This is a genomic window from Yoonia sp. (assembly GCF_036007805.1).
Lineage (GTDB): Bacteria > Pseudomonadota > Alphaproteobacteria > Rhodobacterales > Rhodobacteraceae > Yoonia.
The window spans coordinates 1-7,341 of the sequence record NZ_DASYOK010000194.1 but is presented as its reverse complement, the minus strand read 5'-3'; the positions used below and the strand labels follow the sequence as shown (position 1 = coordinate 7,341).

Genomic DNA, 7,341 nt, shown 5'->3' with positions numbered 1-7,341 from the left:
GTCGAGTTCGATGCCTGTTTCGGGGATCAGGTTTGCGACGCGGAGCGCATCCCAATCGGTTTCGTCGCTGATATCTGTATCGCCATAGGCGCGCCAGCCAAGTGCGTCATGGCGTGGGTCCTGATAAGCGCCCTCAGGTGCTGTGCCCGTGCCGCGTGAGACAACCAGATCAGTCTGTTCAATCGTCACCGCCGCACGCAACCGGTACATCATAAGCCGCTGGCCAAGTTTCTGCGCATGGGATGTTGCGACATCAATCAGCAGGCGGTCCTGTGCGCCAATGACAAAAAAATCAGCAATGAATTTGCCCTGCGGCGTCAGCAGCGCCGTGTAGATGATCGCGCCGTCTGCGCGCCGCACGTCGTTCGTCACCAAACCTTGCAAGAACGATACGCGGTCATCGCCACCAATGGAAAGGACGGTCCGGTCAGACATTATCTGTGCTCTCCTCTTGCGAAAACTGTAGGCGATGCAGGTCTGCGTAAATGCCGCCACGCGCCAAAAGCGTTTCATGATCGCCCTGATCCACAACGCGGCCATGATCCATGACCACGATCGAATCCGCGTTGCGGATCGTCGAGAGCCTATGCGCGATGACCAAGGTCGTTCGCCCTGTCGAAAGCTTTTCAAGCGCTTGCTGCACGATTGCTTCGGATTTTGTATCAAGCGCGCTTGTCGCCTCGTCCAGCAGCAGGATGGGCGTATCACGCAAGAGCGCGCGGGCAATCGCCACACGCTGCCGTTGACCACCCGAAAGATTTGATCCGCGTGGTCCGGCCGGGCTATCAAGCCCGTTGGGCAGAGACGGCAGGAAGTCACTGACATGGGCTGCATCAAGAACCGACTTCAAATGCGCCTCGTCCACGCCTTCACGGCCGAGCAGGATGTTGTCGCGCAGGGTTTCGTCAAAAAGGGCGGCGTCCTGGGTGACGACAGAGAACAGGCTGCGCAGGTCGGCCAGATCATAGTCGGTGATCGGAACGCCTGCGACCATCGCGGCCCCTTCGCGCGGCTCGACCAGACGGGTCAGCACATTGAAGACGGTGCTCTTGCCAGCCCCAGATGCGCCGACGAGCGCGGTGGTTTTGCCCGCTTCAGCGGTAAAGCTTGCCCCGCGCAAGACAGGCAGATCGCCATAATTCATGGATACATTGTCCAAAGCGACCGCCGGGGCGCTGCGGGGGACCGTTTTGGCTTTGGCAGGTGACAGGATCGTCGGTTTGAGGTTCAGCACATATTGCAGACGTTCAACGCTTGCGGCTGCCATCTGCCATTGCCCGCTCATGAGGCCAAGGCGGCGTAGTGGGTCAAAGGCCAGCGACATGGCCGTAAAGAACGCCATAAATTCACCATTGGTCTTTTCGCCCGCGATAATCTCGGACCCGCCATAAAGCAGGACAGCCAGAAACCCGATCCCTGTCATGATATCAATCAAGGCCGGCACCGCTGCTTGCCCCGCTGTCGTGCGCATACTTGCCGTGACACCCTGCTGAATCAGCGCATCGTACCGTTTTGCCTGATAGGTTTCGAGCGCGTTGAGCTTGATCGGGTTGATGCCGTGAAACACCTCATCAAGACGGGTCGAGACATTGCCTGCAATTTCACGCGCACTGCGTGAACGGCGACGAATATAGGCCTGTACCAGAATGGATGGCAGGATCAAAAGCGGAATGCCGATGATGGCAATCAAGGTCCATTTCCAATCAATCCAGATTGCAACTGCCAGCAGACCGATCAATGACACCAGATCCCGCGCGACAGCTGTCAGCAAACTGCTCCAGACCGAGTTGATGACATTCACGTCGCCCTGCACGCGTTCGATCAACTGGCCCGGTGGGTGGATTTGAAAAAAGCCGCTGTCCAGTGACATCATATGCCGCAGCAAATGTTTGCGCATGCCAGCCGATGCGAGTTCCTTGATCCATTGCATCAAGATGCGCTGGCAAGAGGATGTGAGCGCGCGGACAAAAAAGATCGTCATGATCCCGAAGCCGACGAAATAGAGGGCGTTCTCATCTCCTTGGGCGAAAACATCGTCAAACATCGGTTGGATCATGCGGCTGATCAGCGCCAGCATTGACCCTTCGACCATCATCAAAACAATGGCCCCAGCGAGCAGCCATTTATGTTGGCGCAAATAATCGCGCCACAGCCAATGAAAAAGTTTGGTGGCAGATTGCTGCTTTTTGGAGCCGGATTTTGGGGTAGGAGGGGGCATCACGGGCCTTTTGCGAACTCTGCTGTCTCTCGTCTACGCGCAAATGGGGGCATAGAGCAAGCGAGGCAAGGTTGACGTTGCACGGTGCTGTATTAAGGTCCGGCCAAGTCAACAAGAAAGCTCCCACACATGTCGCTATCCCAAGGTCGTGCTTATCTGGCCATTCCTGGTCCGTCCGTCATTCCGGATGATGTCTTGCGCGCAATGCATCGTGCTTCGCCCAACATTTACGAGGGTGAATTGCATGACTTGACCGCCAGTCTCGTGCCGGATCTGAAAGAGATCGCGATGACAGACAACAACGTGGCCATTTACATCGGAAACGGACATGCCGCGTGGGAAGCGGCCCTTGCCAATACGATCTCGTCTGGCGACACCGTTCTGGTGCTGGCGACAGGGCGTTTTTGCATCGGTTGGGGTGAAATGGCAGCGGGGTTGGGCGCAAAGGTCGAGACCATCGACTATGGCGCGCAATCGCCGATTGGCCTTGCACAGGTGGAAGAGGTCTTGGCCAAAGACAAGGAAGGCCGGATCAAGGCGGTTCTCGCAGTGCATGTCGATACCTCAACCAGCGTCAAAAACGATATTGCGGCCTTGCGGGATGTCATGGATCGCGTTGGGCATCCGGCGCTGCTCATGGCAGATTGCATCGCGTCTTTAGGGTGTGACCGGTTTGAAATGGACGCTTGGGGCGTGGACGTCATGGTCGCGGGGTGCCAAAAAGGGCTGATGACGCCTGCGGGCATCAGCTTTGTCTGGTTCAACGACAAAGCCGATGCAGCCCGCGGTGACCGCGTGACAACCTATTGGGACTGGCGGCCGCGCACGAACCCCGAGTTCTATTTTCAGTATTTCGACGGCACTGCCCCGACACACCATCTTTACGGGTTGCGCACGGCTCTGGACCTTATCAAGGCCGAGGGTTTGGACAATGTTTTTGCCCGGCATGAAAAGCTTGCGCAGGTCATCTGGACCGCCTTTGACCATTGGGCGTCCGAGGGGCCGATGCATTTAAACATAGCCGATCCCGCGCATCGTTCACATGCGGTGACATCTGTCAGTATTGGCGCGCCCCATGGGGATGCGCTGCGCCATTGGTGTGAACACAAATGTGGTCTGACGCTCGGGATCGGTCTGGGCCGGTCGCCGGCCGACGCGTATTTCCGGATGGGGCACATGGGGCATGTGAATGCCCATATGATCATGGGCGCGCTGGGCACGATCGAGGCGGGGTTAAACGCGTTGAATATTCCGCATGGGCAAGGTGCCTTGTCTGCTGCCGCACAGGCCATTGCGGCGCGCGCCTAGCCGTTCTTGATGCGGTCAATCCATTTGACGACCTGAAGAAGGGCGTAGGCGGTGGCGGCGACCCAAAGGTAGCCTAGGGCAGCCGCGATCACCCAAAAGCCCATGAACAGGAAAACCCAAAGCGTTCCGAGAAACGCATCGGTATAGTCTTCTACGGCTTTAACAGGACGATGATGCGACATGACGGATCCTTCTGCGCTTATGGAAGGATAATCAGCCAAAAATAAAAATCACCTTAACTTTTCGTGTGCTTGTGCCAGCGCTTTCGGGAGGGCCTGCGCAAGGGCGTCGAGCTGTACTTCAGTGCCACAACTGACACGGATGCAGCGATCTTGTGGGGATACAAAGGGCATTCTCACAAAAATGCCGTCTGCAACAAGGGCGGCTAGAACGGCGCGGGCAAAATCGCCGCCGCGTCCACAGTCAATCGTGACGAAATTGGTGGCTGAGGGCAGTGGATGCAAACCGTGCGCTTGCGCAATCGCGCCAATCCGGTCGCGCGCTTGTACAACCTCATGGCGGACATGGGACAGCCAACCGGTATCTTGCAATGCGGCCAATGCGCCTTCCTGACTGATCCGGCACATGCCGAAATGGTTGCGGACCTTGTTGAAGCTGCTGATCACCTCTGACGACCCGATCGCATAGCCCACGCGCGCGCCGGCCATACCATGCGCTTTCGAGAAAGTGCGCATGCGGATGACGTTTGTCGCGTTTGGGTCAATCGCAGGCGCGGTACCGTCCGGCGCGAGGTCAATGTAGGCTTCGTCCAGAACCAGTAGACAGCCGGACGGCAGGCGGTTGATCATATGCTGGATCACCTCTGCTGTGTGCCAGCTGCCCATCGGATTGTCGGGATTGGCGATATAGATCAGTTTCGCCGATACTTCGGTTGCCTTGGCAATCAGCGCGTCGGGATCTTCGTGATCGCCGCTATAAGGCACCGTGTGCAGCGCGCCGCCGAAACCCGCGACATGATAATTGAAGGTCGGATAGGCCCCTGCCGAAGTGACGACCGCGTCGCCTGCACCAACATAAAGCCGGACCAAAAGCCCCAAGAGCGCATCAATGCCTTCACCGACCATGATGTTTTCAGGCGCAACCCTGTGATGCGCGGCCAGCGCGTGGCGCAGGTCATGGCTTTCGGGATCGCCATACATCCATGCTTCGCCTGCGGCCTTTTGCATGGCGGCGATGGCTTTGGGCGAGGGGCCAAAGGCGCTTTCGTTTGCACCAAGGCGCGCTGTAAATGCGCGGCCCATCTGGCGTTCTTGCGCTTCGGGGCCGACGAACGGGACCGAGGCAGGCAGGCTTTCGGCGAGGGGGGTAAGGGCGGGTTTTGTCATGGGGTCAGATAAGCCTGTGCTTGAATTCTGTGCAACTGTTCTTATGTGCGAACGGTTCTCATTAAGGGGGTGTCGCATGAAACTGAGTAGGCGCGGATTTTTGGTCAGTTCGGGCGCGGCACTTGCGGTAAGGTCTATGCCGCAGGTGGCAACCAAGACGGGTGGGCGGCGCATTTTGACTCTGGTCTATGATAAAGCCCTGGGGATGATGCGCGCGGTCGAGCGTGTGGTGCCCTGAGGATTGCCTCCAGCGGAAGTTTGAAGGGACATGAAAAGTCAGGGGGCAGTGTTTGAGCCGCCCCCTGTTTGGTCTAGCCGATCTCAGCCAAGCGCGCGATGGCGGCCTTGAGTTGTGATTCTTCGTTTTCGCGCAGGGCAAGGTTCGCTTTGGCCTCGGCCACAACTTCATCGGGTGCGGATTCGACGAATTTGGGGTTGTTGAGACGCCCGCGCAGGCCACCCAGTTCCTTGCCCAGTTTCTGCATCGTTTTTTCAAGACGCGCGATTTCTTCGGCCACGTCGATTAGATCGGCGAGGGGAATACCAAAGGTGCCGCCCTCCATCGGGATGGTGACGCAGCCTTTGGGGAAGTCATCCACATGTGACAGGCTCTCGATGCGGGCAAGGCGCTGGATCAGCACATGGTTGTTGTCCCATGCGGATTGCCCTTTGGCGTCCAGCCCCGTCACCAGAAGCGGCACTTTGGCACCCGCCGGCACATGCACCTGCGCGCGCGCCGAGCGGACGTTGTCGATAAGGTCAATGACCCAGTTCATTTCGCGGTCGGCGTCGGCATCCACCAGATCGGCCGCCGTGTAGGTCGGCCAATCGGCGTGGACCAGCATCTTGGCGCGGCTGTCGGCCTGCTGCCACAGCTCTTCGGTGATGAACGGCATGATCGGGTGCAGCAGGATCAGGCATTGGTCCAGCACCCAGCGCAGGGTCTGTTCGGTCTCGGCCTTTGCCGCGGCATCCTCGCCTTGCAGAATCGGTTTTGAGAATTCCAGATACCAATCGCAGACCTTGCCCCATGTGAAGGCATAAAGCGCATCGGCGGCGTCGTTGAAGCGGTAGGCTTCCAATGCCGCATCCACTGCTTCGCGCACCTTGCCTGTTTCGCCGATGATCCATTTGTTCAGCGTTTGGGTCGCTCCTGGCCGTGCTGCATCGCCGGGGTAGGGGATTGCGTAGTGTTCGGCGAAGCTGAAGGCGTTCCACAGTTTGGTGCCAAAGTTGCGATAGCCTTTGATCCGGTCCTCGGAGATTTTCAGCACGCCGCCCAAGGCCGCCATCTGCGCGTTGGAAAAGCGCAGGGCGTCGGCGCCATAGGCGTCGATCATGTCCAGCGGGTCGATGACGTTGCCCTTGGTTTTGGACATCTTCTCGCCCTTCGCGTCGCGGACGAGCTGGTGCAGATAGACAGTGTGGAAGGGTTCCTGGCCCATGATCGCTTCGGACATCATCATCATGCGGGCGACCCAGAAGAACAGGATGTCCTGACCGGTGACGAGGACGTCGCCGGGGAAGTATTTCATCGCCTCATCTTCCGCAGGCCAGCCGAGGGTGCCGAAAGGCCAGAGGCCGGAGGAGAACCATGTATCGAGAACGTCGGGGTCGCGCCAGCGCGGGACCCCGCCGTTTGCATTAAACTCTTGTTCTAATGCTGTTGGGTTTGTGTAGCCGCCATGATGAAATTCAAACTCAAGTCCAAGCTTCACCAGATGAGCTTCTATCTGTTCGACGGCATCTTCTTCGTTAGCCGCGCAAAATGCAATTGGGTGCTCAAAATCTGCGATTGCATCATCGATGGATGTGCTTCCTTCTTTCGGCGTCAAGGTTGGTAGATACCAAACCGGGATCTGATGCCCCCACCAGAGCTGCCGCGAGATGCACCAAGGCTCGATATTCTCCAGCCAGTGGTAATACACCTTCTCGCCGCTTTCCGGCATGATCTTGGTGCGGCCTTCGCGCACAGCATCCAGAGCGGGGCCGACGATTTTGGCGGTATCCACGAACCATTGGTCGGTCAGCATCGGTTCGATCACGACCTTGGAGCGGTCGCCGAAGGGCTGCATGATTTTTTTGGCTTCGACGAAGGGGATCATGGCGGGCACGTCGGGTTGAGGTCCCGGATCAAGTCCGGGACTGCGGTCTGCCGCATCCTCTGACGCAGTCCCGGCCTCCGCGCCGGGACCTTTTGCCGCCGGGTTGGGCACCATCACCGCGTTACCCTCTGCCGTGATGTCCGCCACCACACGTTTGCGTGCCTCGAACCGGTCCAGCCCGCGGTATTCTTCAGGCACCATGTTCATCGCTGCGATCATTGCCTCGTCGAAATCCTGTTCGCCATTGGCGATGGCTTGGGCAATCGCGGCCTCTTCGGCGTAGGGCTTGCCGTCTGCGCGCATGTTTCCCTTGGTATCCATCAGCGAATACATCGGGATGTTGCCGCGCTTGGCGACCTCATAG

General features: G+C 58.3%; 7 protein-coding genes. 2 read left to right on the top strand and 5 right to left on the bottom strand.

Going from position 1 to position 7,341, the window contains the following annotated elements:
* Positions 1 to 435: YgfZ/GcvT domain-containing protein (locus VGP75_RS11140; RefSeq protein WP_414727797.1), on the bottom strand; the 435-nt coding region annotated here is incomplete at its 3' end.
* On the bottom strand, positions 428 to 2,218 hold the full coding sequence (locus VGP75_RS11135; protein WP_327543732.1) for an ABC transporter ATP-binding protein: 1,791 nt from the start codon (positions 2,216 to 2,218) through the stop codon (positions 428 to 430). The genes VGP75_RS11140 and VGP75_RS11135, both read right to left, overlap by 8 nt.
* Before the next feature lie 129 nt (positions 2,219 to 2,347).
* Between VGP75_RS11135 and VGP75_RS11130 the strand changes: the two genes are divergently transcribed.
* The gene (locus VGP75_RS11130) at positions 2,348 to 3,526 is read left to right on the top strand and encodes a pyridoxal-phosphate-dependent aminotransferase family protein (protein WP_327543731.1); all 1,179 of its coding nucleotides are present in this window, start codon (positions 2,348 to 2,350) and stop codon (positions 3,524 to 3,526) included.
* Here the strand turns inward: VGP75_RS11130 and VGP75_RS11125 are convergent.
* Positions 3,523 to 3,708: a hypothetical protein gene (locus VGP75_RS11125; protein WP_327543730.1), complete on the bottom strand. Its 186-nt coding sequence runs from the start codon at positions 3,706 to 3,708 to the stop codon at positions 3,523 to 3,525. The genes VGP75_RS11130 and VGP75_RS11125 overlap by 4 nt on opposite strands.
* Positions 3,709 to 3,756: 48 nt before the next feature.
* Complete coding sequence (locus VGP75_RS11120; protein WP_327543729.1) at positions 3,757 to 4,872, bottom strand: pyridoxal phosphate-dependent aminotransferase; 1,116 nt, start codon at positions 4,870 to 4,872, stop codon at positions 3,757 to 3,759.
* A 76-nt stretch (positions 4,873 to 4,948) separates the two neighbouring features.
* Here VGP75_RS11120 and VGP75_RS11115 point away from each other — a divergent pair, with 76 nt between their 5' ends.
* Positions 4,949 to 5,110, top strand: a complete 162-nt coding sequence (locus VGP75_RS11115) for a Tat pathway signal protein (RefSeq protein ID WP_327543728.1) — start codon at positions 4,949 to 4,951, stop codon at positions 5,108 to 5,110.
* 73 nt (positions 5,111 to 5,183) lie between these two features.
* Here VGP75_RS11115 and VGP75_RS11110 read toward each other — a convergent pair.
* Positions 5,184 to 7,341 (bottom strand): class I tRNA ligase family protein (locus tag VGP75_RS11110; protein ID WP_327543727.1); only part of this gene is annotated, 2,158 nt, incomplete at its 5' end.